The following is a 23,476-nucleotide window of genomic DNA, read 5'->3' on the forward strand; positions in this document are numbered from 1 at the left end:
AAGTGTGCCACGTCTAGCCTTGAGAGGCCTGATATGACCACGTTAAGAACGCAATGCCCACCACAGGTGTTCATCCCGAGCCGCAGGAATTTCCGGGTCGAAAACAAAGCTACGACGGACCCCAGCGGGAGAAAATCCGCATCCTTGGATGAAGCGAATAGTCAGCGTATCGTCCGGCGCGACCCACAACCGCATAGACTCCGGATGGAGGGTATCCACAAGAGCTGCTAGCAGTCGCGATGCATGTCCGATACGTCTAAAACTACGGTGCACATAGAGGCTGCTGATTTCTTGCCCCGCAGGAATGACACGCCCTGACGGCTGCTCAAGTTCCAGAGCGGGCGCATGCGAGTATGCGATGAAACCAACGGGAGTCTGTTCTTCAAGAGCAACCAAGGTCTGCCCCTGCGTTGCCCTGTTTCCAGCAAGAGTTTCTTGCCACATCTGACGTGTTTGCGTCAGAACCTGTGCGCGCAGCGAATGCGCTGCAGGCAGCGCACAGGCATTGAAGACTTCAGTGAAAAATTCTTGAGCCATTGCAGCAATGACAGCGGCATCACTGGAAGTTGCTGGGCGGACACTTCGTTTAGTCACGCACGATCCTCCGGCACCACTTCAGCAGTAAAGACGCATCGTCCCGCAAGTTCCTCAGCAAGAGTGCGAACGTCTTCAGCTTGGACCGCCTCAATTCGAGCAAGCGCAGCATCAACACTGAAGTAACGGCCACTCAGCTCAGCGCGTCCCAAGCGGGACATACGAGAAAGCGTATCTTCCAACCCCAGTGCCATACCACCACGTAGCTGACCACGAACCCGAACAAGCTCCTCTTCACGCGGGCCAGTTGCGGCCAGTTTTTCAAGCTCTGCCTGCATGAGCTTTTCAACCTCGGAAGCTCGTTCCGGTGCTGTCCCGGCATACATTCCCCAAGCTCCCGTATCCGAATACGGGGAGTCAAAGGCATATGTCGTATAAGCCAGACCACGCTTCTCGCGGATCTCTTGGAAGAGTCGCGAAGACATTGAGCCGCCCAGAATAGAAAGTAAAACCGACATCACGGGGCGTCGATCATCACCGGCACGCATCGACGGGCCACCAACAATGACATGCGATTGCTCAATATGACGGTGGCGCGTTGAGCGCACTGGTTCACAGTCTGACGACTGCGACCCCTGCGTCGAACGCCTCGGACGCGGAGCTCGCTGCTCTTCTAATTCTTTTGCCCACGTAGGACGCAAAGACGACTGCACTTGCTCGACGAGTTCATCGTGGTTGACGTCCCCCGCTGCGGCAATAATCAGCGAGGAGGGCGCGTAAACCCGGCGATAGTAGTCCCACACATGGTCTCGTTCAACGGCTCGAATCGTTTGGGCGCTTCCACCAACCGGACGTCCCAAAGAGTTATCGCCAAACACTGCCAATTGGAAAGCCTCGTGGACAACCTCTAGGGGATTGTCTTCTGACATCGCGAGCTCATCGAGGATGACCCCACGTTCGATCTCAAACTCTTGTGGATCGATAAGGGAGGCAGAAATCATGTCTCCCAATACTTCAACGGCCATTGGCGCGTCTTCGCTGAGGACGCGCGCCCAGTAGTTTGTGTGTTCTTTTCCGGTTTCCGCATTGGACTCACCGCCGACCGCATCAAATGCTTCGGCGATTTCAAAGGCACTTCTTTGCGCAGTTCCTTTAAAGAGGAGGTGTTCAAGGAAGTGGGTCGATCCGGCACTCACCTCATCCTCGTCTCGTGAACCAGCCCCAACCCACCAGCTCAGTGCCAGTGAACGTGTTGCCGGTACTTTCTGAGTAATGATCCGAAGGCCATTAGGCAGGACACTTCGTTGAACAAGCGCCCCCGTGTCCTCCCATTCTTCAACCCCATGCGTTGTTTCCAGTGAAAGCTGGCGGAAACCCTCAGTTGTCATTAATGTGTCTCTTTTTCCGTTGCCGAGGACGCACTTGCCTGATGCACTTCTGTGCCCTGAGCAGTAGTGGCAGCCTTGCCTGCAACAGGGGAAGCCGTACCAGCAGAGGCTGGAGCCTTTGCTGAGGAAGAAGTTCCGGCCTCGTGAGAAGAAGTGGAGCTTGCCGAAGAAGACTTCTTCTGAGTCGAAGACGAAGCAGAAGGATGCGTCGCCTGATGCAGAGCACGTGCTTCCTCAGCTGTTCGAGGAATTCCACCGGTCAAGCCAACGATGAGGAGAATAAGGCTGACGATCGCTTGAACTGCGAAGAAACAAGCCATCCAGCGCAGGCCAACTTCCATTCCTTGAAAGGAAGACACCATAGCCGTCAGATAGCTGAAGACTCCGGCCACAGCACTGACAAAAAGACTCCATGAATAGAAAAGGCGAGCCGAAGTGCGGGTTACCAGTCGCGCGATCGCAGCGACTATACAGGTCGCAAGTGCTGGAGCAGCAACGATGATCAAAGCGCTGAGAGAGACCGAGGCAATTCGACCTGGTTCCGAACGATCAAGACTTGAGAATGTGCTGACGATCAGCCAGGCCAGAATATCGAGAACTAAAAGCACTGTGCAGACAATTGCGTCTGTCAAACGTCGAAGCATTATTCCTCCTCGCTCCAAGTATTCACAGCTTAATATGTGAACTTTGCACCCGCAGTGTGATTGATCCACAGGATGCACGATACCCGGCGTGTTTCCACAAATTCTGATCCTTGGGCTGGAAAGAAGGGCGGTTGCGGCACAGTAAAGGCCACAGGAGAGGAGGCTTTTATGGCCACGACACCAACGATTTCCGACGTCGCGCGTTTAGCTGGAGTATCCGTCGGAACCGTTTCGCACGTCCTCAGAGGAAAGGTACGAGTCAGTGAGAACTTAAGCCAGCGAGTTCACGAGGCGGCTGCGGCATTGGGTTATGCTGTCGACCCATCCGCTCGAGCACTTCGCCTGGGCTACCAAAACATCGTTGGGGTCGGGCTCTTAGGCGCACGCAAAGAAGTGGAACAGGCCGCCTGCACTTTCCTTCTCCCTTTTGCCCGGGAACTCCGACGATACGACATGGAAGCACTGGTCCTCTCCCCAACTCATTCTCCCGTCAAAGACTTGTGCTTGGAAGACTTCACAGAGCTTGTCATGCGCGCAAAACGATCGCACTTGCATTCGCTCCTCATATGCCTAAGTGCTGAATTGCCATCTCGTTCTTATTCTGCAGCGAATGCAGTGGAAACTGATCCGGGTATGCCTCGTTTGTTTCCGATAGGTCAAAGCATCTCAGGGACTCGGGCTCTTCCCATATTCGAGGTTCACCTAAATGCTCATGGCACCCAAGGACCCCGTGGAGAGAAAAGGTCTGCATCACTTGAATGGCGCCCACTACGCGTAGGCAGTGATTCTGCAGAGGGCCATTCCCTCACCCGCGGGAATATCGCCGATTGTATTGCGGCAATTATGGATTCAAGGGACACAACAAGAGTGGTGGGTTGAAAGCAGACTCTTTCAACCCACCACTTCAAACGGAGAAGCCCTTAGCCTTCTCGGAACATGATGCCGAAACCGCTCCTGGGATAGTGCCACTTCAGGACACCTTCAGGGGCAATGGCCAAGCAGGTACCGCATTCTAGACATGCGGCATATTCCACTCCAACGCTCCCGTCCTCTTCTACCGAGTACACATGTGCCGGGCAGATTCGCTCCAAGAGCTTGCCAGCGCCGGTGGCACGAGCGCGCTCCTGGTCGACCTCGATATGAGATTCTTCCTCGTCAAGGTTGTAAGTGTTACGCGAAAGACGCGCGGGAACACTCTCAATTTTCAATGTGCTCATTGTTCCTCCTGCCTCACAGTGCCTTGATACCGGCCAAGCCGTCACTGATGAGATCACGCAAACGCAGGCCAGAAGCCTTGAACGCATCCATCGCGACCTTCATGATGTGGCGACGCGGGCGAAGATCATGGTTGAAGACTCCGTAGAAAACCTCTGCAGCAAGGCGTCCATAGTCCTTGTACATACGAGGCCGCTCAAGGAAAGCAGGGGCCTTCGCGTAGGTCTGCATGTCCTGCCCGACGAAGGAAGATTTCAACTCGCTGAGGTAGCGATCCATCGCTGCCTGAGAGAAATCGCCGGATTCAAGGGCAGCATGAACCGCCGTTGAAGCCGCTAGCGCAGAACCCGCAGCAAGATCCATCCCTCGAATGGTCAAACCAGTGTTAAGAGTGAATCCAGCTGCATCACCAATAATCACCAACCCCGGACGGGTGAGATCGTGGGTCACCATCTGAGGCCCATCTTCAATGGTCAGGTGGCACCCGTACTCAAGCAATTCGCCGTCTTCAAGAAGAGGAGCAATTGCCGGATGAGTAAGCAGGTGATCATGAACATCCGAAGAAGACAAGCCCGATGCTTCCAAATCATCAAGACGCATGACAACACCGATAGAGACGGAGTCTTTATTGGTGTACATGAAAGCTCCACCTGCAACGCCCTGCGTCGCATCCCCCACCATGGCGTAGGCTGCACCACAGTTGTCGCGCACATTGAAGCGATCTTCAAGGACCTTCTCGGGAAGAGCGATCACAGACTTCACACCCACTGCAAGGTGTTTCTTCGGCTCTTTAGCGCGGATCCCCGCCTGCTGGGCAATGAAAGAGTTCACCCCATCTGCGGCAACCACAACGTGGGAGCGCAGCTCATCTTCTCCAGCACGAACACCAACAACCTGTCCGTTTTCGATGATGAGGGAGTCAACCTTCACACCCGGCATCACGGTGACACCGGCTTCCTCACACTTCTCGCTCAGCCACAAATCAAGCTTTGCACGCAACACTGTGACTGCATTAGCGGGCTCAGCAAGACGCTGATCCCAGTAGTCAATGTTGACCGCAGACTTTTCATTGAGCAGGCTGACGATGTTACGCGTGATTCGACGTTCTACAGGAGCTTCATTTACGAAGTCCGGGAAAACCTGTTCCATTACTCGGCAGTAGAAAACACCACCCGAGAGATTCTTGGAACCGGGTTCCATCGCACGCTCAATGAGAAGGACCTCGTGTCCTTGTCCGGCAAGAGTGTAGGCGGCAACACAACCGGCTACACCTCCACCGATGACGATGACCTCGAAATCAACCTCTACTTCTTCAGACATACTCTTCCTCAGGAAAGTGCTGCGGTGATCGCAGGCAGGACATCATAGAGGTCGCCCACAATTCCGTAGTCAGCAACCTCAAAGATCGGGGCATTGGCATCACTATTGACGGCAACAACGACCTTCGAATCGGACATGCCCGAGGTGTGCTGAACCTGACCGGAGATACCAGCAGCAAGGTAAAGATCCGGAGCAACGTGCATGCCGGAAACACCAACATAGCGATCCTTGGACATCCATGCGGTTCCTTCAGCAAGAGGACGGGAGCAAGCAAGCTCGGCGCCCAGTGCTGCGGCTAGGTCGCGGGCGATCTGCAGATCTTCCTCGGCCTTGAAGCCACGACCGGCTGCGACGATACGACGTGCGGCAGCAAGGTTGGCGGGGCCCGAACCAGCGGGCTCCACAGCGCTCACGCTTGCCTCGTAGTGTTCTTCCGAACCGGCCTCGGGCGAAACTTCTGCACCCTCAACGGGGGCTCCACCTTCGAGGACGACAACAGCGCCACCGGGGAAGGAAATGCTTTCCTGCGTCAGACCACCAAAGCGCGACACCTCGGCTTCGCCAGCGGAAACGCGCAGCGCACCATTGATGAGGGGAAGGCCAAGGCGAGCGGCGACAGCACCGGCAAGGACGCGCTCAACGGGACGGTTCGCGGCGAAGATGATATCTGCGCCAGCGCCTTCCAACACAGCGTTCACCGCGGGGGCAAAAGCCTCAAGAGGCGCGTTGCTTCCACGACCGATGGTCACAACGCGGTCAACACCAGCGATGCCGGTGGCCTCATCGCCAAGAGCGATGACGGTAACGGGACCGATCGCGCGTGCGGCCTCGACGAGGGACGCAATCTGATTCGATGTCGTAATGATCCATGCGTTAGTCATTGTCCAAGTCCTTTCTCAGAGCACACCAGCGCTACGAAGCGCCTCAACCAGCTTCACAGCGGCGTCGTCACCACTGAGAATTTCCTTCTTACGTTCCTGAGCAACCGGGCGCAGACGGCCGGTGAGCTCAACGGAAATCGGCTCGACACCCAGATCAGCAAGAGCAACGGTGTCCATCGGCTTCTTTCCAGCCTGCAGAACATCCTTCATGCCGGGAACCTTGACGGTCGCAGCATCTGTCGTCACGGCAACAACGACGGGGCCATCGACATTAATCGTTCGGGTTCCAGAGGCGGTAGCCTGCGTGATGGTCCACCCATCTCCGTTGGCCTCGACCGCGGAAACCTCCTGGAAGCAGGGCCATCCCAGGTAACCGGCGACCAGAGCAGACATCATCTTGGCGGACTCATCAATCGAAGAGTCACCCGTCAAGAGGATATTCGCACCGTCAACCTTGCGAACCAGAGCGGCAAGCGCTCCTGCAACCGCAGTGGCGTTCAGATCACGAACGGCATCATCAGCGACGACCAACGCACGGTCAAATCCGCGCGAAAGAGCAGCCTTTTTTGCCATTGAGGAGGACACCTGTGCGTCTCCTACGGAAATGCCAACGAGCTCTTCGCCCTTAGCATCTGCGACAGTGCGTGCCACCTGAATGGCAACAGGGTCGTATTCACTCACCGCGGCCTTCGCACGCGACCAGTCAACGACACCATCAGAACCCACGGTTGTATCCTGCGGGTTTGCAGCGTACTTATACGCGACAACGATACTCATCGTGTCCTTCTCTCTTGAGTGTTGTTTTCGGATAGATACAGGGAAGACTCCCCAATTTTTATCAGCTCCCGAAAAGCGCACGCATTAACCCGCAAGGTGCGAGTAATATGGCGCTTACCAGCAGCTATGAAAGAAAGGTGCAAGTCGTGCCGAATCCTCGACAAGACGCGCCCAAAGTTGGTCGACCGCGCGATGAAGTGGTCGAAACCAAGATCATCGAAAGTGCCCTGACACTCTATGGAGAGGTCGGCTGGGCCGCTTTCAACCTGACCAAGGTCGCCAGCGCTGCCGGAGTGGGCAAATCCAGCATTTACACACGCTGGGAAACCCGCGATGACCTCTTGAAGGACGCCTTCGCGCGATTGGTTCGTTGCCCTGGCCCACGCGGGAATAGCGCGCGGGAAGTTTTGATGAACGAGGCCGAGTTCCGCCTTCGCGAGTACCTTGGCCCGAATCGTCGGGCAGTTCGTCGCCTGTTCGTCGAGGCCGGTGAAACAAACGATCCGACGATCGCGCTGATTCACAACCAGATTTTCATTACCCCCTTGGGCGCGATTCGCACGCGCTTGTGGGAGTTCAAGAGCGCGGGGCAGATTAAGGACACCCTGTCGGTTACCCGCCTGCTTGACGCGGTTGAAGGCTCGGTTCTGATGCGTACCTTCTGCCTGCCCGATGACTACATCGACTGCTTCATGCTGAAGGTTCCGCGTTACCTTGAAGCTTTGATTGACGATCAGCTTCATGGCAGCCTCAATTCGTCATTACGCGCAGTATCCTGAGCCAATTCACGCGGGCAAAGAACGCGCGCCCAGTGTCTGAGCTGCGACTTTTCTGCTGCCAAAGTGGTGGCTGGACCGTGCCCGGGAAGTACGCGAAGATCCTGAGTAACCTCTGCGAGCTTCGCGCAGGAAGAGGCCATAAGTGCCTGGTCTCCCCCCGGGAAATCAGTCCGCCCAATGGTTCCAGCAAATAGCATGTCACCACTGAACAGGATCGAGTTAGCACGATCAATCAGGCAGATATGTCCCTGAGTGTGTCCCGGGGTATCAATCACCTCAAGGCGGTCGCTCCCCCACTCAATGACATCGCCTTCCTTCAAAGACCGATCAACATGATCCACGACATAGTCGATGCCTTCGGCATCGAATCCAGACAGGTGTAAGTCTCGCGTTCCAGCGACATCTGCAGCTCCACAGGCAACCCAGCACCCGTGTTGAGCGACAAGCTCATTGACTGCCCCGATGTGGTCGCAATGACAGTGGGTGAGCACGATACCGATGACGTCCAGGTCCTGCGTCCATTGCTGAAGGAAGCTCGCCTGGTCGCCCGGGTCGACAATAATCGTCCCGCCTTCATTCGTTAGCGCGTAACAATTCGTGCGGTACGCGCTCACAACCACTGAATCAATGCGATACATCGTTTAGCGCCCCTTGAAGTCCGCTGATCCTGTAACGTCCAAGCTCAGGCCCTTGGTTTCGGGGGCCCAAACGAAGGAAACACCAAATCCAAGAGCTGAAATGATGGCACCGGCAAGCATGGTCGCAGAGATCCCGTAATCGGCGATAAATCCCGGAAGGACGAACATTGAGTAGACGGTGCCAATTCGGCTCAGAGCCATAGCAACGCCCATTGCCGAGGCACGAATTGAGGTTGGGAAGAGCTCGTTGGGATAGAGCCACTCGAGATTACCCGGACCACCAGCAAGAAGTGCGTAGGCGATGAAGCAGACGGAAATCAGGACAATTCCCCCCTGCGGGAAGAAACCAATCAGGCCAAGTGCAATCGTCATGCCGAAGAAACACCAGATGATGAGCGGGCGACGCCCCACGCGTTCAGCCAAGTACATTGCGGGGAATGTACCGAGCATGAAGAAGGTGCCGATAACAAGTTCGCCGATCAGCGAATTGCGTCCCTCTCCGAGGCCAATGGAACCAACGATTGTCGGACCATAGGTGTAGAGAGCAAACATCGGAATTGCCTGGCAGAGCCAAATCACACCAACGAAGATCACGCGACGCAGATAAACACCGCTGAAGATCTTCTTAAACTCCGTTTTTTCAGCAATCTCTTGCGCAGGAAGGCGGACATTTTCACCGAAGAGTTTCATGACAACGCGATCGGCCTCTTCTTGACGGCCCTTCGATGCCAACCACCTGGGAGATTCGGGGATATCCCAACGTCCGATAAGAATCAGCACTGCCGGAATCGCAGACGATGCCAGCATCCAGCGCCAGCCGTGAGGAGTCTCGTAAAGAGCGTAGCCCACAAGAGCCGCGACATTGGCGCCAAGGTACCATGCAGCAGCGATCATGCCCATCGACATTGCACGATGTTTGCGGGGTGAAAACTCCGCGATCATCGATGTGGCAATCGGATAATCGGCGCCGATTGCCACACCGATGAGGAAGCGCAGAGCCACTAATTGCAGAGGAGACGTAACGACGGCACACAGTGCCGACAAAACGACAATGACGATCAGGTCGAGAATGAACATCTTGTGACGACCAATGAGGTCGGTCAGCCATCCTCCGACTGCGGCTCCCAAGAAAAGACCGACCAATGCGGCGATTCCCAGCAAGCCCGACATGGAATTACTGATCTCGATATCGGTACCCAGACGTGAAAGCGCCACGCCGATAATTCCTAGAACATAGCCTTCAAGGAATGGACCGCCACTGGAAAATGCGATGATGCGCCAGAGCACACCTGACATATCCAGATCTTCGAGATCTGTTACTTCCTTTTTCACTGCGTGTATCCCCTCTAACACCTCGGTAGCAGAGCTGCGGATCATCGTGTGATCACGCATCTATGCTTTCAAGGTTACTTCAGCGGTATTCGATAATCCCCCAGTTCAGATGAGGCTTTGCACCGGTGACATCGGCATCTTCGTCCACCAGTTGGAAACGCAGCTCGCCTTCTCCGACCTTCCACAGCTTCGTCTTCAGAGTGCTACCAGGCAGAACCGGCGAAGTAATGCGGGTCTTGAAACGGGTGATACGCTCGGGCTCTCCGGGAACAAAAGCGTTGATTGCATGACGCATAACAACACCCGCGTAAGAGATCGCGTGAAGAATGGGACGAGGCTCACCGTTCTCAGCTGCATAATCCCAGTCGATGTGCTGCGGGTGGTAGTCGCCCGACAGACGGTAGATCAAGGCCTGGTTCTCAGGAATCCGCTCAACAACCTCGACGTCAGCCTCACGCTCTGGCATCTCAACGATGTCCTTGGGAGGCTTGGGTCCACCCCAACCGCCGTCGTAAATCAGGCAGTCCCAAGATTCGTTCGTGAAAAGCAGGTTGCCGTCCGAATCGTAGGTATCACCAATATGCTGAGCGAGCAGGCCACGACCCTCACCACGGTCATAGAGGCCTTCAAGGCGAACCATGGTCTCCAAGTGATCGCTCATCTTGGTGATCGGCTGGTGGAAACGAATATCGAAGCCCCAGTGCAGGGAGCCCGCATAGTTGTAGCCGTAGTCGATGGTACGAGTGACCTCAGAATCCACGATGAGCATCGCACCAAACATGGGTAGAACCTTGAGCTGAGGATTACGTTCATCGTGCTCGTTGAGGTATTCGAGGCCATCCTTGCCATCGATACCTGCGCCGCAGCCAAGAGCAAACAGCTCAAGATCACGGAAAGTGTAGTCACGGACGAAAGGACCGAAGGTCTGTCCGACCATATCCGTATTGATTGCCATGCCTGTTCCTTTCACAGGGTTTTGAGTAATTCTTTATTGACTTTGCCGTATTCACCGCGAGGCAGCTCATCAATGATTCGTACCTCGTTGGGAACTTTGAAGGAGGACAGTCGTTGGCGGCAAAACTCCAACACACTGTCAGGGCTCAGGTTCTTACCCGGGTGGAGGGTAAGGAAGGCATGAATATCTTGCCCGCGAATGGGGTTGCGAACTCCAACGACCGCCGCGTCGCTCACTTCGGGGATTTGGCGTAGAAGGTTTTCGATTTCTCCCGAGGCCACCGACTCACCGTTGCGCTTGATGAGGTCGTGCCGCCGATCGACGAAGAAAAGCCATCCATCAGGGTCAACGTATCCCCAGTCACCGGTGTGATACCACCCATCGATAACTGCCTCCCCAGTCGCATCGGGGCGCTTCCAGTACCCCTGCATGAGCGAGATTCCCATCTCGCCACGAATGCAGATTTCACCATTGCGTCCCTGCGGTACTTCTGCTCCAGACTCATCACAAATCTTGAGCTCGTAATCCGGACCAACCTGTCCCACCGAAGGCCAGCGCCTCTCGCCCACGGGGGGATCGGTGACAACTCCAACCAAGGTCTCAGTCGACCCGTAGTTATTGAGTAGTGGAACGGCAAAACGCTTTTCAAAGCGTTCTTTATCTTCATCAGACAAGATGAGGAAATAGTGCATCTGACGCACGCAGTGGTTCTGTTCTTCTGGATCCACGGCTTGAGCAAGCAAGGTCATGACAATCAATGCCATCCCCTGAACCAATGTCGCTCGGGTCTGACACACCGATTTCCAGAAACGATGCGCGCTGTAACGACTAAGAAGAATCAGAGTTGCGCCGGCGGTAATGACTGGAATGAAAGCCGAGAGCTGGAAGTTCACGTGACTGGCGACCATGGATGTCGCATAGCGATCATCACTGGTCATCGCCAGTTCCCAGTTAACATATTTTCCTGAAAACACGGCGTTAGCATGAGTGATCATGACACCTTTAGGAGATGCGGTCGTCCCGGAGGTGAACATAATTTCCAGAAGACTCAGCGCTTCAAGCTGCGGATCATAATCCAGCTGCGGTGAGCAGGTCCGACTGAGAGCAGATAGAGAAGACTCCCCCTCACCTGCATCACTGCCTACCAAGAGCACCTGAACTCCCGAGGCCAACACGGCCTCGTCGAGGGTCAGCGAGCACCCTCGGGTACAAATCACCGCGCGAGCATCACTGGCATCAATCAGCCCCGCAAGCTCGAAAGAAGTCCCCTTCGTGTCCAAGGGAACGATGACCGCACCGATCTTCGCGATCGCCAAGAAGCATTCAATGAACTCGATGCTATTGGGCAGGTAGAGTGCAATGCGGTCACCGCTGCGAAAGCCCAGCTTGAGAAGGGCATTCGCATATCGATTCACCTGTTCATCTGTCTGACGGTAGGAGCGTTCAACGCGCACACCAGCGCACACATCCTCGAAAATGAGGAAGCTGCGTTCTGGGGCTGCATTAACCGCATCCTCCCAGATGTCGCGCAGATTAGTACGCGAGTGAATCTCATCCCGAATGGTCACGAATCAGTCCTCTTCGGCGAACTTGATGGAACCGGAGGCCTTGAAACGCTCGATATCCTCATCTGAGAAACCGCTGCGGTGGAGGACATCTCGAGTGTCTTCGCCCAACGCGGGCATCGGACGCCAGAAACCACCGGGGCGATGTGCAAAACGAGGAACCGTATTCAGGCCCTTGATCGTCTCTCCTTCGCGGTTCTCCCACTCCATGAAGTTTCCGCGCAGTTTGGTGTGTTCTTCGGCCAAGAGGTCGTCGAAATCCAAGCACTTCTGAGCCGCGATCTTGTGGGCAACAAAATCTGCCTCGACATCGTCAACATTCTGGGTGAGCAGGTACTCTTCCAGTTTTTGTTCGATTAACGAGGCCTTGGGGCCGTCAAGCCACAGCGCTGAGGTGTCCTCGGGGTACTCTTCTGTTCCCCACAGATCCCCCAGACCAATGACCTCGAGCAGGTACTTGTTCTGAGGAACGCCGTAGCAGCACAGGCCCAGGATTCCATCCTTGGTCTTGTACTGGCCGATCGCGCACAGGTTCTGATGACGTGCGCCCGCACGCGGGTAGAGCACGCCCTTATTCATGTAGTCGATCATGTAGTAGGCGCCGACGCGCAGCATCGTTTCATACATTGCGACGTCGATCGACTCACCTTCTCCGGTGCGCTGGGCGCGGAAGACCGCAGCCAAGGCAGAAGAAATCACCATGAGCGAGTTGAAGTAGTCGCCTGTGTAGGGAGCTGCCGTCATTGCTTCTTCAGGGGTACCGTTTTGGTACACGTAACCCGAATAATCCTGGACGGTCAGGTCATATGCCGCGGAGTGAACACGCTTGGGATCACCGACATGGCCGAAACCGGAAACGTGCACAATGACCAGACGGGGGTTGACCTCCCACAGGAACTCATCGGTGATTCCCTTTCGTGCCCACACAGGGCCCTTCGAGGACTCAATGAAGATATCCGCATCCTTGACCAGTGCTCGGATAATTTCTTTTCCTTCATCCGTGAAAGGATTCATCGAGATGGAGCGCTGATTGCGTCGTTCCATTTCCTTGACGAACTCGGTATCACGCACGGAGTCACCACTGTAGGTGTTCTCGATCCAGGTGATATCGGCACCCCACTCCGACATGATTTCGCATGCGGTAGGAACAGCAATTTCCACTGCTGAGTAAACGACTTTCAGGCCGTCAAGGTTGCCGTAGGACGGCTTATCAACGGGTAATGACATTACAAACACCTCCCGCCGATCAGCGGTATTCCTTCAGAGCTGCACGGCCTGCGGTGAGGATCATCATTTCGTCAGTACCACCGCTGACGCGGTCAACGCGCAGGTCGCGGAACATACGCTGGACACGGTGCTCACCGGTAATACCGACGCCTGCCAGAACCTGCAGGGCATTGTCGACGACCTCAAATGCTGCGTGTGCGCAGTAGTACTTCGCCATGGAGCAATCACCACGGCCAAGCAGACCGTTATCGTGCTTCCACGCGATTTCGTAGAGCATGTTGCGCATATTGGTGAGCGCAACCTTCATGTCCGCAAACTTGAGCTGGATGAGCTGGTGACGGGCAATTGCCTGTCCACCCTGGACACGCTGGTTGGCGTAGCGCGCGGCGTCTTCGAAGGCGCAGTAAGCCTGGCCGTAGTTGGTCAGAGCAACAAGGAAACGCTCGAGATCGAAGTCGGCAACTCCGCGGCGGAATCCATTTCCTTCGGTTCCGAAGAGGTCTTCTTCACGAAGTTCAACGTTATCGAAGTAGATATCGCAGCAGGAGTCCATGCGCAGTCCCAGCTTGTGCAGGGGTTCCTTGGTAATACCCGGCAGGGACATATCGACAAACCACTCGGTGTAGGTGTCCATATTGTCGCTATCTCGAGCCATAACAACTAGGTAGGGCACGTACTTAGAAGAAGTAATGAAGGTCTTGTGACCGTTCAGGTAGACCTTGCCGTCCTTACGGGTGTAGGTCGTGCGCATATCATCCCATGAGGATCCTGCACTCGGCTCGGTCATTGCGTAGTTGAGCATTTGCTTACCGGTGCCCACGAAGGAAAGGATCTTTTCCTTCTGTTCCTCGGTGCCCTCACGCAGAACGGTATCCCAGCAGGGAAGCTGGTAGAGAACGTAGGTGGGGCCACCGGCGCGACCCAGGGCCTCGTAAGCGGCGCTAAGCGTCACCCAATCGGCACCCAGACCGCCGTTCTCCTCGGGAAGGAGGATCTGGTCAAAGCCGAGCTCGCAAATTGCCGAAACCCATTCCTGAGGGTATTCGGAACGTTCATCGCATTCCTGGAAGTACTTCTCCCAGTTACGCGACTCCATCAATTCGGTGAATCCATCGACCATCAATTGCTGGTCTTCGCTCAGTGAAAAGTCCATTTTTACTTCCTATCGTCGGTGATGTGAAATTTATGGGTTTCTTAGATTTTGTGGTTGTGGAAGAAGTCAGCTGCCCGCCGCATCGCATCCATCGTGTCATCCAACATCCGAGAGTGATGAAGGAATGCATGGATAACCTTCGGATAGACGACGAATTCGTTATCCACTCCCGCGATATCAAGCAGTTCGTGGAGCGCCTCTGAATCATCTTTGAGGGGATCCAAGCCTGCAGCCACGATGAAACAGGGAGGGACTGCCTTAGACAGATCGTTATCCAAAATATTCACGTATGGTTCGCGAATCTTTTCAAGATCTCCAAGGTAGGCCTTGAGATAGTACTCGTAATCGGCTTCGGTGAGACCATCCCAAGGACCGCCCAGCAGTCGCATCGATCGAGAGTCACGCAACCCGTATGCTCCGTAGAAGAGCAGCATGCTCCGCGCGTTCACAGCTTTGTCGTGATCACGAAGGTAGAGCAGCGCACCGAATGCCAAATTTGCACCCGCACTGTCGCCCGAGAAGGAGACATCCTGAGGATCAATTCCCCACTCCTGAGCGTGCTGAACGATGTAGTCGGTGACGTCGGAAATTTCTTCGATCGGCTGCGGGTATTGCGCTTCCGGAGAAAGCGTATAGCCCACCGAAACGACGATGGCTCCCGTGAGCGAGGCAATCGTTCGCGTGATGCGATCGTGGGTATCGACATCACCGATCAACCAGCCGCCACCGTGAATATAAACAATCAGGGGACGAGCAGATTCGTTCTTTTCTTCTTCCGAGGCCTGGGGGACGTAGCGGCGCACCGGGATACTCCCGTAGCGCGTTGGGACCATTCGGTCTTCCGCGCTTTCCACATGCGGACCGCCCTCGTTCCAGAAACGGCGTTCACTGCGATAGGCCTGTCGCATCTCTTCAATGCTCTGATCTGTCGAGTACGCGTCTTTTGCCAGCTCGTTTTGCTTGGCAACGACGGCGCCCATCTGTTCGCTCCACATGCTGGGAACATCAAGCTTATGTGCCACTACGTCCTCCTTCCTCAGTACGCGGTTTTCAGGCCTGGACGTTCTTCTTCTCGCGAATGCGAATCACGACAACCAGCGCGAGCGCACAAACTGCTGCCAGAAGGGCTGCGCCACCAAGGATCATGAAGATCTGATGGAACGCAGATTCTTGTGCGTCACCTGCGGCATCACGAATCGAACCAAACCAGGTGTAGGAGAAGGTATCGGGAAGGAAGCCGATGACCGAGAGCAGACCCGATGCCGTACCAAAGACCGCGGGAGCGACCTTACCTTCAGTGAGCTGCGAGGAAACAATGCCGAAGACGCCGTTGGCAATAAACGCCAAGAGGATCACCAATCCAGCAGTGAGGATAGCGTTTGCACCCGAGGGCAGGACTGCGAATCCAGCGAAGAGCACTGCAACCAACAGTGAAGCAGCTGCAATGACACGCGAAGGAGAGCCGACCTTCTCAGCAACCCATCCGAAGAAGGGAGCCGAGACCAGCGAAATACCGTAGGTACGAACGGTTGCGACCATGGTGACCACTGCGGGAGCAAGCATCATGACCTTGTTCATGTAGCCGGTGGTCTGGTTTACGCCGGTGTAGAAGAAGTAGACGAAGAACAAGGTGGCAGCTGCCAGCCAGACGACCGGGTTCGCCAAAACCTGTCCGATTTGCTTCACCGAGAAACCGCCTTCAGTGGAGCCGATTTCACCTTCGAACTTCGGGATGAAGAAGAAGGAAAGAACGGCAAGAACCATGATCAGGCCGCCCAGGATGAAGAGCAGGGTACGCATGGGAATGATGTCCCCACGCGATGCGAGGTGGGCAACCAGCCATGAGTTGAAGAAGCCCAGGATCAGACCGGCGAGGCCATAGAAGGCATAAGAAAGACCAATGTTTCGCGAGTAGCCATTTTCATCAGAGATCAGGCGCACAAGCTTGTAACGAATACCCCACCAAATGAGGATTGTTGTAACGCCCATCGCGACAAAAAGGAAGCGAATCGTGGTCAGCGAAGGGAACATTGCGTACCAGAAGGTGAGCAATGCAGTCAGACCGAAACCGACCCACGAAAGGGTACGAACGCGAACAATATCCGCCACAATGCCGGAGGGCAGATAGCACACAAGCGCGGTCATAGCGTATGCGCTCAGAAGCGTACCCAGCGTGGTGGCAACGTTTTCGGGCGTAGCACCACCCGAGGCGATGAGGGCCTTACCCAGCGGTTCTTCGAAGACGTACTGAAGATAGGCGGGAGTGTAAATGATCGAGCTACCGATCGAGACCAAGATCAGAAGGAAGATGCGGTGAGCTGCGCTCAGGTCGCTCGCTTTCCTCTCTGCAGAACCCAACATGTGAAAGACCTTTCTATCACTGAAGAATAGAGTTCATCGGACTAGGGTGAGATCGCGCATATCCTGGACTACATTCGTCCATAATTGCGGCTTGTTCGTGCAGCATCCCGCCACTGGGGGCGGTGAATTTCTGCGAACACAGATCAGTGTCAGAACACGATATGTCGCAGGCAATAATCGCTGCCACGTCCTCAACGCTATCAATGGCTTCACATGAAAACGAGGGGTCTTTAGGCCCAAAGAATCAAATTTTTTCCGACGGTATTCGTCGATAATTACTGCTTTTTCAGATAACTGGGATGACACCTTGAAAGCTGAGAACATGCTGTTGCGAAGGCATAAATATGCCGTGTGGGGCGAAGGAATTCCTTCGCCCCACACGGCATGAAAGCTCAGAGTACGCGTTGTCTAGCGCGCCCTCAGCGCAAGGTCACTCCTCGTCGGAGCCCTCTGAAGCCTGGGCCTCATCATCATCGCGACGACGGCGTGTGCGCGTGCGGGGACGACGCTCACGGCGTTCACGACGCTCGGGGCGCTCTGAACGCTCGCGGCGACGAGGCTGCTCATCGCTGGCCTCGAGCTCACCGGTCTCACCATCAACGACGGCGTAGAGGCTGAGCTTGCCGCGGTCGCCGATCTCATGGATCTCAACCTCGACCTGCTGGCCAACCTGGAGGACGTCATCCACGGAGTCAATGCGCTTGCCGCCGACCAGACGACGAACCTGCGAGATGTGCAGCAGGCCGTCCTTGCCGGGGGTCAGAGAAACAAAGGCGCCGAAGGAGGTCGTCTTCACGACGGTTCCCACGAAGCGCTCCCCTACCTCAGGCATCTGCGGGTTGGCAATCTGGTTGACCATCGCGCGTGCGGCTTCTGCGGCTTCACCGGTCGATGCACCAATGTAGACGGTGCCATCGTCCTCAATGGTCAGTTCTGCGCCAGTGTCTTCCTGGATCTGGTTGATCATCTTGCCCTTGGGGCCAATGACTTCACCGATCTTGTCAACGGGGACCTGGACCGTGATGATGCGAGGAGCGTAGGGGCTCATCTCATCGGGGGCATCAATTGCCTGCTCCATCAGATCAAGGATCTGGAGGCGAGCATCGCGGGCCTGTGCCAGCGCGCCACGCAGCACCTGGGAGTCGATGCCATCGAGCTTGGTATCCAGCTGCAGAGCGGTGATGAACTCACGGGTACCAGCGACCTTGAAGTCCATATCGCCGAAGCCGTCTTCAGCACCGAGGATATCGGTCAAGGTCACGGCCTTCTGCTTGCCATCAACTTCACCGGTCATAAGGCCCATTGCGATACCTGCGACGGGGGCGCGCAGCGGCACGCCAGCTTGGAGCAGCGACAGGGTCGATGCACACACGGAACCCATCGAAGAAGAGCCGTTGGAACCCATGGTCTCAGAGACCTGACGGATTGCGTAGGGGAACTCTTCACGCGAAGGAATAACGGGCTTGAGAGCGCGCTCTGCAAGGTCACCGTGGCCAATTTCGCGGCGCTTGGGCGAACCCACACGGCCGGTTTCGCCGGTCGAGTAAGGCGGGAAGTTGTACTGGTGCATGTAACGCTTCGCCGTGATGGGCGAAAGGTTGTCCAGCTGCTGCTCCATACGGAGCATAGCCAGGGTCGTCACACCCAGAATCTGGGTTTCACCGCGCTGGAAGAGAGCCGAACCGTGGACGCGAGGAAGAACCTCGACCTCGGCACTCAGAGAGCGAATGGTACGCAGCGAACGGCCATCCATACGGATTTCTTCGCGCAGGGTGCGGTTACGAATGGTCTGCTTTTCCAGAGAACGGAATGCAGCCTTGAGTTCCTTTTCACCCTCGGGGAACTGCTCGGAGAGCGCTTCGAGCATATCGGCCTTGACCTGGTCGACTGCCTCTTCGCGGGCGAGCTTACCTTCAGTGAGAAGCGCCTTGGCAAGCTTATCGCCAACCCACTGCTCAACTGCTGCGTACTGCTCATCGGAGTAATCCAGGAAGATCGGGAATTCAGCGGTTTCCTTGGAGGCAACCTCTGCAACCTTCATCTGAGCTTCGCACAGCGCACGGATGAAGGGCTTTGCGGCCTCGAGGCCGTCAGCCACGACATCTTCAGTCGGCGCAACGGCGCCTGCCTGAATGAGATCCCATTCGTTTTCGCCACCGCCGGCCTCAACCATCATGATGGCAACATCTTCAGAACCGTCTTCGGTGGTCACAATACGACCGGCGACAACGATATTGAAGACGGAGCGCTCCATCTCTGACCAGCGAGGGAATGCCACCCACTGACCATCAATGAGGGCCAGACGGGTACCAGCGATGGGGCCAGAGAAAGGAAGCCCAGCGATCTGGGTCGACATCGAGGCAGCATTAATTGCCAGGACGTCGTAGGCATCGTTGGGGTGTGCAGCCAGAACGGTTGCAACAACCTGGACCTCGTTGCGCAGACCCTTCTTGAAGCCGGGGCGCAACGGACGGTCGATCAGACGTGCTGCCAAGATTGCTTCGGTGCCGGGACGGCCTTCGCGACGGAAGAACGATCCGGGGATACGGCCGGCCGCGTAGGAACGTTCTTCAACGTCAACGGTCAGCGGGAAAAAGTCAAACTGATCCTTGGGCTGCTTGCCCACGGTGGTCGCGGACAGAACCGCAGTTTCATCATCGAGGTAGGCCATGGCCGCACCTGCGGCCTGCTTGGCGAGGCGGCCCGTTTCAAAACGCACGACGCGCTTACCGAAACGGCCATTGTCGATGATCGCCTCTGCTGAGACGATATCTTCGCCTTCCATCATATGTGTGTTCTCCTTGAACTGATCTATTTCACACTACTTCGGCGTTCGTATCGGCCTTCGATCGAAGTCCACGGCTTTTGTCCGGCTCTTCCCACATCTGTAGGCGCCAGAGAAGCCGTAAACCACTGTCGAAAACCGCGCACGATTACGCCCTATCCAAAGTATTGAGTTATCGCGTGTGCACTTCGCCCACACGTAGTGATCCGGCTCGATTCCAACATGGAATCGAGCCGGACTAAAATCAGCGGCGCAGGCCCAGTCGTTCGATCAGCGAGCGGTAACGCTCAATGTCGATCTCGGCGAGGTAGCCAAGAAGGCGACGACGACGACCAACCAGCAGCAGCAGACCACGACGGGAGTGGTGATCGTGCTTGTGAGTCTTGAAGTGCTCGGTCAGGTCCTTGATTCGCTGGGTCAGCAGCGCAATCTGAACCTCGGGGGAGCCGGTGTCACCTTCGTGGGTGGCGTACTCGGCGATGATCTGGTCCTTAACGTCCTTGCTCAGTGGCACAGGCTTCTCCTTATAACTCGTTGCACGGAGCCACAGGGCGTTCCCTGTGCATACAATCCGTGGCCGACATGACGGCTTAGACTAGTTTAGCATCCCATCTTCAGGCTTTAGTCGTGATCTGCAGCACGAGCGTCAACCTGAAGGATGAAGCACGAGGCGCTTAACGTGCAGTTACGGCCTTGGGATCCACTCGGGTGGGCACTCCGACACCAAGAACGTAGGCACTAATCCTTAGATCCTCATCCATTTGAGACAGCAACGCGTCCAAGGATTCAAAGGATTCCATGGGGCGAATACGGCTCACAAACATAATGGAGACATTTTCGCCGTAGAGGTTCAGGTCACTGCGCCCCAAGACATGCGCTTCAACGGTTCGCACTTCACCGTCAAACTGCGGGTTCGTTCCCACCGAAATGGCGGCAGGCAGGAATTCAGCTGCCCCACCATCACCAATATGACGCACGAGCCAGCCGGCATAAACTCCATCTCCGGGAACGACACCTTCGATGTCATTGCAGAGGTTTGCGGTGGGGAATCCCAACTCGCGCCCACGCTTATAGCCGTGTTCAACCGTCCCGCGGATGCGGTGAAGATGTCCCAACACGCGAGCAGCCCCTGAAACATCGCCCTCTTCGAGAAGCTGACGCACCCACGATGATGACCAGCGCCGTCCCTCAGGAGCGGTAACGTCATCCACCGAGGTAACGGTAAAACCGAATTCTTCTCCAAGGGCCGAGAGGGTCTCTAGATCACCCGAATTATTGCGACCAAAACGGAAGTCCTTGCCGACAACGACTTCAGCAGCTCCCAACGCATCAACCACATATTTTTGGACGAATTCACGGGGAGTCAAGGTGTAAACGGATTCGTCGTAGTGAATGACAAAGGTTGCATTCAACCCGGCAGCAGCCATGGCATCCAAGCGGTCACGCAAAGGAGAGATCAGCTTGAGAGGGCTATCCGGATTGTGCACCTGACGTGGATGCGGATCGAAGGTACAAGCAATCGCCTGAACCCCCATCGCGCGCGCGTCGGTGACAGCGGCAGAAATCACCTTGCGATGCCCTTCGTGCATCCCATCAAAGTTGCCGATCGTGACAACTGAAGTCAATCCCTTAGGAATCTCGTCTAAGGAACGCCAAATCTCCACTGTGGTTACTTTCTAGAAAACAAGAACTGTTGCGAAACGGTTGTCAATAATCTTGAGAAGTCCAAGTACTTCACCATCACCCCGACAGGCAGTAATTGGCCCATGCTCGCCAGGATGGTTTCCCGGGAAATACTCCTCAACGAAACGAACGACCTCGCTGGCCTTACGACGTGGAGCTTGCCCGTGCGAAAAGGCACCGGCCTCGGCCTCGGAAAGAAGAAGGCAAGGGAACATTTCCCGCGCGGCATCACTGAGGGAGGTCAGCGGAAGAGAAGCCTCTCCCCCGCTCTGCTCCGCGGCCTCGTCCAAGGACTGCAAGGTATGGGCAGAGTCGATTGAGAACTCGCCAACTCGAGTGCGGCGTAACGAGGTCAAATGAGCGCCGCAACCCAACGCATTTCCAAGATCGCGCGCAAGGGCACGGATATAGGTTCCCGCCGAGCACTCAACGACCACATTGAGGTCAACGCAATTGACCTGAGTGCTCTTGCCCTCCAAAGCGTATTCCACCCGGTGAGAGCGAGGCTGGCCCTGCGCTTCCAGTAGGGAAATTTCTACTTCTCGAGGCTCGAGTTTGACGTCCTCACCGGCACGGACCCTTGCATAGGCGCGTTTTCCGTTGACCTTAATAGCGCTCACTGCAGAGGGGACCTGAGAAATAGTTCCGCGGAAACGAGAAAGTACCGCTTCAATTTCCTCATTGCCGAGGCCTTCGCAGCCTTTGGTCGACGTTACTTCACCTTCCGCGTCTTCGGTTGTCGTTTCGACACCAAAACGCACCTGCGCTTCATAGCGTTTGGAATGATCAGTAATCCACGTGAGTAGTCTTGTTGCCTTGTTGATTCCAAGGACAAGCACTCCCGTCGCCATTGGGTCCAATGTGCCCGCGTGACCAACTCGGCGTGTATGAGCTAAACGACGGGTACGCGAAACGACGTCGTGGCTGGTAATCCCTTGAGGTTTATCAACAATCAGCAGCCCCGAAACGACATCAGTGGAGGCAGCAGACATTAACGTTCGTCCTGCTCATCTTCCTCTTCAGGCTTGCGATAGGGGTCTGCTTCACCCGCGTACTGCGCACCCTCAGCCTGGCGAGCTACCTCTTCATCATGAGCCCGCGCGGATGCAAGTGCACTCTCTAGGGAAGCAACTGTTTCGGGAAGAGCATCAGGGATGAACTCGATACTCGGGGTAAGGCGAATTCCAAGTGCTTTACCGACCTCACTGCGAATTAAACCCTTTGCAGATTCGAAAGCGCGAGCAGTCGCTGCGCGCTCGTCATCGCCACCAAGGACCGTGTAGAAAATCGAGGCATGTTGGAGGTCGCCAGTGACCCGAACATCGGTAATTGTCACGAAGCCCAGACGCGGATCTTTGATACGTCGTCCCAAGAGAGAAGCAACAGTTTCTTGAATGCGATCTTGCACTTTACGAACTCGTGCTTCATCAGCCATGGCGTCCTCCTTGTAGGGTCAGGCGTTAACCTGCGGTTCGCGAAACACCTCATCGTACCCCACCCGCGGCCCACGTTCCTGGTATGCATCGGTACCTGGATGACCCACGTTAATGACCAAAATTGGCTCGATATCCTCACTAGGGAAGAAAGCGTCATGAAGAAGTTTCGCATCATCGGGATTCATAGGCCCGGTTTCCAAGCCCTGGGCCCGAAGAGCCAAAATTAGATAAGCAATTTGAATTGTGGCTGATGTATGCGCCATAAAGGTGCGCATCTTGTCATTATCCGTGAGCAGCTTTTCATAGCGTTCGCCGCGCGGGTGAAGTAAGGGAAGGTCGTGATGGAAATCCAGCTTCGCGCCGCAAACCAATACTAAAGGCGCACCTTGAGCTTGTTCCCTATTGCCGCGGGGAAGAGCATGCAGAAGCTTCTGCTTTGCCACCCCACCACGAACAACCGCGACGCGAAGTGGCTGACCGTTCACTCCGGTCGGAGCCCACTTAGCCAAATCGTAAGCGGCATGAAGCTCTTGGTCGCTAACAGGCTCTTGGGTAAAGCTATATGCGGTATGGGCATCACTGAAAAGCTTGGAAAGTACTTCCTGCGCATTCATAGATTCGGGGAGCTGCGATCCAAGAATTAAGGATTCTGAAACCTCAGTCATACCCTGACTCTAACGCGCCAGCACGCACACTGCTGAAGAAGAAAAACGAGCCAGCGACACTGGCTGTTTTCCTGTGGGTATAGCAAGGCGGGTGGGGCTTGGAACGATCGTGTTCCGGGCCCCACCCGCTGTATGGAG

General features: G+C 55.6%; 23 protein-coding genes. 2 read left to right on the top strand and 21 right to left on the bottom strand.

Annotation, left to right across the window (positions count from 1 at the left end):
• Positions 1-42: 42 nt before the first annotated feature.
• Genes ADG72_RS03345 through ADG72_RS03355 form a run of 3 tightly spaced genes read right to left on the bottom strand, consistent with a single transcriptional unit; the run spans position 43 to position 2,566 of the window.
• Complete coding sequence (locus tag ADG72_RS03345) at positions 43-594, bottom strand: GNAT family N-acetyltransferase (protein WP_239667640.1); 552 nt, start codon at positions 592-594, stop codon at positions 43-45.
• Complete coding sequence (locus ADG72_RS03350) at positions 591-1,922, bottom strand: M16 family metallopeptidase (protein ID WP_048712224.1); 1,332 nt, start codon at positions 1,920-1,922, stop codon at positions 591-593. Before ADG72_RS03350 ends, ADG72_RS03345 begins: the two co-directional genes overlap by 4 nt.
• On the bottom strand, positions 1,922-2,566 hold the full coding sequence (locus tag ADG72_RS03355; RefSeq protein ID WP_048712226.1) for a hypothetical protein: 645 nt from the start codon (positions 2,564-2,566) through the stop codon (positions 1,922-1,924). Before ADG72_RS03355 ends, ADG72_RS03350 begins: the two co-directional genes overlap by 1 nt.
• A 168-nt stretch (positions 2,567-2,734) precedes the next feature.
• Between ADG72_RS03355 and ADG72_RS08520 the strand changes: the two genes are divergently transcribed.
• A complete protein-coding gene (locus ADG72_RS08520; protein ID WP_080978646.1) occupies positions 2,735-3,445 on the top strand; it encodes a LacI family DNA-binding transcriptional regulator in 711 nt (236 codons plus the stop codon).
• A 41-nt stretch (positions 3,446-3,486) separates the two neighbouring features.
• Here ADG72_RS08520 and ADG72_RS03370 read toward each other — a convergent pair whose 3' ends face one another.
• Genes ADG72_RS03370 through ADG72_RS03385 form a run of 4 tightly spaced genes read right to left on the bottom strand, consistent with a single transcriptional unit; the run spans position 3,487 to position 6,759 of the window.
• Positions 3,487-3,783: a ferredoxin family protein gene (locus tag ADG72_RS03370; RefSeq protein WP_009407931.1), complete on the bottom strand. Its 297-nt coding sequence runs from the start codon at positions 3,781-3,783 to the stop codon at positions 3,487-3,489.
• 13 nt (positions 3,784-3,796) lie between these two features.
• Positions 3,797-5,101, bottom strand: a complete 1,305-nt coding sequence (locus tag ADG72_RS03375) for an FAD-dependent oxidoreductase (RefSeq protein ID WP_009407930.1) — start codon at positions 5,099-5,101, stop codon at positions 3,797-3,799.
• 8 nt (positions 5,102-5,109) lie between these two features.
• On the bottom strand, positions 5,110-5,982 hold the full coding sequence (locus ADG72_RS03380) for an electron transfer flavoprotein subunit alpha/FixB family protein (protein ID WP_048712237.1): 873 nt from the start codon (positions 5,980-5,982) through the stop codon (positions 5,110-5,112).
• A gap of 15 nt (positions 5,983-5,997) precedes the next feature.
• Positions 5,998-6,759 (bottom strand): electron transfer flavoprotein subunit beta/FixA family protein, encoded by a 762-nt coding sequence (locus ADG72_RS03385; protein ID WP_048712239.1) that lies wholly within the window; start codon positions 6,757-6,759, stop codon positions 5,998-6,000.
• A 146-nt stretch (positions 6,760-6,905) separates the two neighbouring features.
• Here ADG72_RS03385 and ADG72_RS03390 point away from each other — a divergent pair, with 146 nt between their 5' ends.
• Complete coding sequence (locus tag ADG72_RS03390) at positions 6,906-7,538, top strand: TetR/AcrR family transcriptional regulator (protein ID WP_034251083.1); 633 nt, start codon at positions 6,906-6,908, stop codon at positions 7,536-7,538.
• On the opposite strand, the gene ADG72_RS03395 is transcribed toward ADG72_RS03390, so the two are convergent.
• The 14 genes from ADG72_RS03395 to ADG72_RS03460 form a co-directional block, all read right to left on the bottom strand.
• Positions 7,499-8,176, bottom strand: a complete 678-nt coding sequence (locus ADG72_RS03395; RefSeq protein WP_048712241.1) for an MBL fold metallo-hydrolase — start codon at positions 8,174-8,176, stop codon at positions 7,499-7,501. The two genes, ADG72_RS03390 and ADG72_RS03395, sit on opposite strands and share 40 nt — an antisense overlap.
• Positions 8,177-8,179: 3 nt before the next feature.
• Positions 8,180-9,568 carry an MFS transporter gene (locus ADG72_RS03400; protein ID WP_048712243.1) on the bottom strand — a complete coding sequence of 463 codons (1,389 nt, stop codon included), beginning with the start codon at positions 9,566-9,568 and terminating at the stop codon, positions 8,180-8,182.
• A 19-nt stretch (positions 9,569-9,587) separates the two neighbouring features.
• On the bottom strand, positions 9,588-10,463 hold the full coding sequence (locus tag ADG72_RS03405; RefSeq protein WP_009407924.1) for a MaoC/PaaZ C-terminal domain-containing protein: 876 nt from the start codon (positions 10,461-10,463) through the stop codon (positions 9,588-9,590).
• 11 nt (positions 10,464-10,474) lie between these two features.
• Positions 10,475-12,031: a crotonobetainyl-CoA--carnitine CoA-transferase gene (locus tag ADG72_RS03410; RefSeq protein WP_048712245.1), complete on the bottom strand. Its 1,557-nt coding sequence runs from the start codon at positions 12,029-12,031 to the stop codon at positions 10,475-10,477.
• A gap of 3 nt (positions 12,032-12,034) precedes the next feature.
• Entirely contained in the window at positions 12,035-13,255 is a 1,221-nt protein-coding gene (gene caiB / locus ADG72_RS03415) for an L-carnitine CoA-transferase (RefSeq protein WP_048712247.1), read from the bottom strand.
• A 19-nt stretch (positions 13,256-13,274) separates the two neighbouring features.
• The gene (caiA, locus tag ADG72_RS03420) at positions 13,275-14,408 is read right to left on the bottom strand and encodes a crotonobetainyl-CoA dehydrogenase (RefSeq protein WP_048712249.1); all 1,134 of its coding nucleotides are present in this window, start codon (positions 14,406-14,408) and stop codon (positions 13,275-13,277) included.
• Positions 14,409-14,449: 41 nt separating this feature from the next.
• Entirely contained in the window at positions 14,450-15,430 is a 981-nt protein-coding gene (aes, locus tag ADG72_RS03425) for an acetyl esterase (protein ID WP_048712251.1), read from the bottom strand.
• A 28-nt stretch (positions 15,431-15,458) separates the two neighbouring features.
• Positions 15,459-16,769, bottom strand: a complete 1,311-nt coding sequence (locus tag ADG72_RS03430; RefSeq protein WP_048712252.1) for an MFS transporter — start codon at positions 16,767-16,769, stop codon at positions 15,459-15,461.
• Between the two features lie 430 nt (positions 16,770-17,199).
• Positions 17,200-19,557: a polyribonucleotide nucleotidyltransferase gene (locus ADG72_RS03435; RefSeq protein WP_009407918.1), complete on the bottom strand. Its 2,358-nt coding sequence runs from the start codon at positions 19,555-19,557 to the stop codon at positions 17,200-17,202.
• A 241-nt stretch (positions 19,558-19,798) separates the two neighbouring features.
• Positions 19,799-20,068: a 30S ribosomal protein S15 gene (gene rpsO / locus ADG72_RS03440; RefSeq protein ID WP_009407917.1), complete on the bottom strand. Its 270-nt coding sequence runs from the start codon at positions 20,066-20,068 to the stop codon at positions 19,799-19,801.
• Positions 20,069-20,228: 160 nt separating this feature from the next.
• Positions 20,229-21,218: a bifunctional riboflavin kinase/FAD synthetase gene (locus ADG72_RS03445; protein WP_048712254.1), complete on the bottom strand. Its 990-nt coding sequence runs from the start codon at positions 21,216-21,218 to the stop codon at positions 20,229-20,231.
• 12 nt (positions 21,219-21,230) lie between these two features.
• The gene (gene truB, locus ADG72_RS03450; RefSeq protein ID WP_048712255.1) at positions 21,231-22,229 is read right to left on the bottom strand and encodes a tRNA pseudouridine(55) synthase TruB; all 999 of its coding nucleotides are present in this window, start codon (positions 22,227-22,229) and stop codon (positions 21,231-21,233) included.
• Positions 22,229-22,672 (bottom strand): 30S ribosome-binding factor RbfA, encoded by a 444-nt coding sequence (rbfA, locus tag ADG72_RS03455; protein ID WP_048712257.1) that lies wholly within the window; start codon positions 22,670-22,672, stop codon positions 22,229-22,231. The genes truB and rbfA overlap by 1 nt, the downstream gene beginning before the upstream one ends.
• A gap of 18 nt (positions 22,673-22,690) precedes the next feature.
• On the bottom strand, positions 22,691-23,338 hold the full coding sequence (locus ADG72_RS03460) for a malonic semialdehyde reductase (protein ID WP_048712259.1): 648 nt from the start codon (positions 23,336-23,338) through the stop codon (positions 22,691-22,693).
• Between the last annotated feature and the right edge of the window lie 138 nt (positions 23,339-23,476).

It is taken from the genome of Trueperella pyogenes, assembly GCF_001070855.1.
Lineage (GTDB): Bacteria > Actinomycetota > Actinomycetes > Actinomycetales > Actinomycetaceae > Pauljensenia > Pauljensenia pyogenes_A.